Origin of the sequence: Dietzia sp. SLG310A2-38A2 (genome assembly GCF_014145095.1) — a bacterium.
Taxonomy (GTDB): domain Bacteria; phylum Actinomycetota; class Actinomycetes; order Mycobacteriales; family Mycobacteriaceae; genus Dietzia.
Map to the genome: position 1 here is coordinate 1 of NZ_JAALDX010000322.1, position 2680 is coordinate 2680.

Here is a 2680-nt window from a genome sequence, read left to right on the forward strand (position 1 = left end):
TCGGACCGGGTTCCCGCCCCGGCCCCGGCGGAGGTGCGCGCTCCGGGTCGCCCTCTGGTCCCGGTGCCGGTTCCCGTGCGGGTACGTCGGGCGGCTCCGGCTCCGAGGACATCGTCGCGAGCCCCCGCCGCCCGGTCCGCCGGCGGGCCGCACGATTCTGGAACGACGTCCTCACCACACCGGGGCGGATGTCGGTGTTCGCGTTGCTGGCGATCGTCACGGTCCTGCTCGGCGGGACCGTGGCATCGCAGACCATCACCCAACGCCAGAGCCACCACGAGACCCTGCTCGCCGAGGTCGAACCCGTCGCCAACGCCTCCCAGACGCTGTACAGCTCCCTGACCATCGCCGACTCGGCGGCCAACACCGCCTTCATCACCGGGGGGATAGAGCCCGCCGAGCTCAGGGAGCGCTATCTGCAGGCCATCGCCACCTCGTCGGCCTCGATCATCGCCGCTTCCCAGGGCCTCGACCGCTCGGACGAGGAGTCGATCGACCAGCTGGCGCACATCAACGCCCAGTTGACCACCTACACCGGCCTCGTGGAGACGGCGCGGACCAACAACCGGGTCGCCAACCCGGTCGGGTCGGCGTACCTCGCGTCGGCGTCGACGCTCATGCAGGACACGATCCTGCCCGCGGCCGCCGACCTGTACGACCGCCAGTCCTCCTCGGTGGGCCAGTCCGACCGCGAGTGGTCCTCGCCGCCGTGGGGTTCCTTCATCCTGCTGGGGATGGCGATCGCGGTGCTGGTGCTGTTGCAGCAGTGGTTGTGGAAGATCACCGGTCGGCGGGTCAACCCGGCGTTGGCGCTGGCCTCGCTGCTCATGGTGGCGACCTTCCTGCTCACCATGATCGCCGGGTTCCTGGCCGCCAACAACAACGCGCGCGGCCTGTCCGAGGGTGCGGCGCCGATGAACGAGCTCACCCGGCAGCGGATCAACGCCCAGAAGGTGCGCGCGCAGGAGACGCTCAACCTGGTGCGCCGGACCGATCCCGAGGGGTCGGCGGCCGAGCGGGCCGCCACCCTCAGCGACGTCCGTGACTCGTTGACCGTCTACCTCGACCCGGACGAGCAGTCCCGTAGCCGCATCAGCCTGGACGGCGACGGTGCCGTCACCAGCGCGATCGAGGCCCTGGACGACTGGATGGCCGCCCAGAACCGCGCCGATTCGCTCTACCAGCAGGGGGACTACCAGGGCGCCATCACCATCTCCTCGGGCCAGGACGAGGGCGATTCCGGTGCGGCGTTCGACGAGTTCGACGAGTCCATGCAGGACGCCATCGAGGAGGCCCGCGACACGCTGCGCACTCGCATCGACAACGCCCGGCGCACCTCCGCCACCGGGCCGGACCTGATCATCGCGTTGTCCGCACTGACCGCGTTCGCCGTGATCGTGGGTATCGCGCCCCGGATCAGGGAGTACCTGTGACCGCGCGGATGAGGTGGCGGGCCGGGCGGCGGGCCGCCCGAGTGGTGACCGGGGGCGTCCTGGTCGCCGCCCTGACGCTCGCCGGCGCGTGTGGGGTCGACGACGACGAGGCGCGCGGCGGCGACGGCGGGCCGGACCAGGAGATGATCTCCGAGGCCACCGAGTCGGATCACGTGGGGATCCCGGAGGTGTCGGCGGTGATGCCGCTGCCGGCAGGCGCGGTGATCAGCACCGAGGGCCCGACCGGACTCCCCCAGGTGACCGCCGACGAGTCCTGCGACCCGCTGCCGAGCCTGCGACCGGACGACGCCACGCCCGAGGAGCGCGTCCCCCGCATCAGGGAGCGGGGACGGTTGATCGTGGGGCTGGACCAGGGCTCCAACCTGTTCTCCTTCCGTGACCCGGGCACCGGGCAGCTCACCGGTTTCGACGTGGACCTGGCCCGCGAGATCGCCCAGGACATCTTCGGCGATCCCGGCCAGGTCGAGTTCCGCTCCCTGACCTCGGTCAACCGGATCGAGGCGTTGGAGAACAACCAGGTCGACGTGGTGATCCGGTCGATGTCCATCACGTGCGCGCGGCGCGAGCTGATCACCTTCTCGGTGCCGTACTACCAGGCCTACCAGCGCGTGTTGGCCGTCCGGGGCTCCGGGATCACCGAGATCGAGCACCTCGAGGGCCGGCGGGTGTGCGTGGCGGCCGGCACCACCTCGGCCTCGCGACTGTGGGCGGAGCTGGACCGGCTCACGGTGCTGTCGGTCAACACGTGGGCCGACTGCCTGGTGGCCATCCAGCAGAACCAGGTGGACGCCATCACCACCGACGACGCCATCCTGGTGGGCATCACCGCCCAGGACCCGTACCTGGAGATCGTCGGACCGCAGCTCAATGCGGAACCGTACGGGGTGGGTATCGCCAAGTCGACCCCCGGCAACAACACGGACGGACTGGTCCGGCAGGTCAACTCGACCCTCGAGCGGATCCGGGCCGACGGCACGTGGAACCGGATGTACTCCACGTGGCTCTCCGGGCTCGGTCCGAGCCCCGGCATGCCCGCGCCGGCCTACGTGCCGGAGGAGCCGCGATGACGTACCGGAAATGGGACGACGCACCCGCGGTCGACGAGCCGACCGCCGGGACACAGGCCACGTTCCGGCCCGAGCCGGGGTCGGTCACCGGCGCACTCGAGGTGACGGGGGCCGCGGGGGTGACCGGGGCGACGGAGTCCACGTCCGCCGTCGCCGCCA

2 protein-coding genes are annotated in these 2680 nt (G+C 71.0%); both read left to right on the top strand.

Annotation, left to right across the window (positions count from 1 at the left end; translation table 11 throughout):
• The coding region (locus tag G6027_RS11735; protein WP_182637339.1) for a hypothetical protein at window positions 1-1433 on the top strand (1433 nt) is incomplete at its 5' end.
• 8 nt (window positions 1434-1441) lie between these two features.
• The gene (locus G6027_RS11740; protein ID WP_182637341.1) at window positions 1442-2521 is read left to right on the top strand and encodes a glutamate ABC transporter substrate-binding protein; all 1080 of its coding nucleotides are present in this window, start codon (window positions 1442-1444) and stop codon (window positions 2519-2521) included.
• Window positions 2522-2680: the final 159 nt, after the last annotated feature.

Bases quoted from the DNA above. Each gene is read 5' to 3' on its own strand.
- G6027_RS11740 (WP_182637341.1), top strand. From the start codon at position 1,442: ATGAGGTGGCGGGCCGGGCGGCGGGCCGCCCGAGTGGTGACCGGGGGC.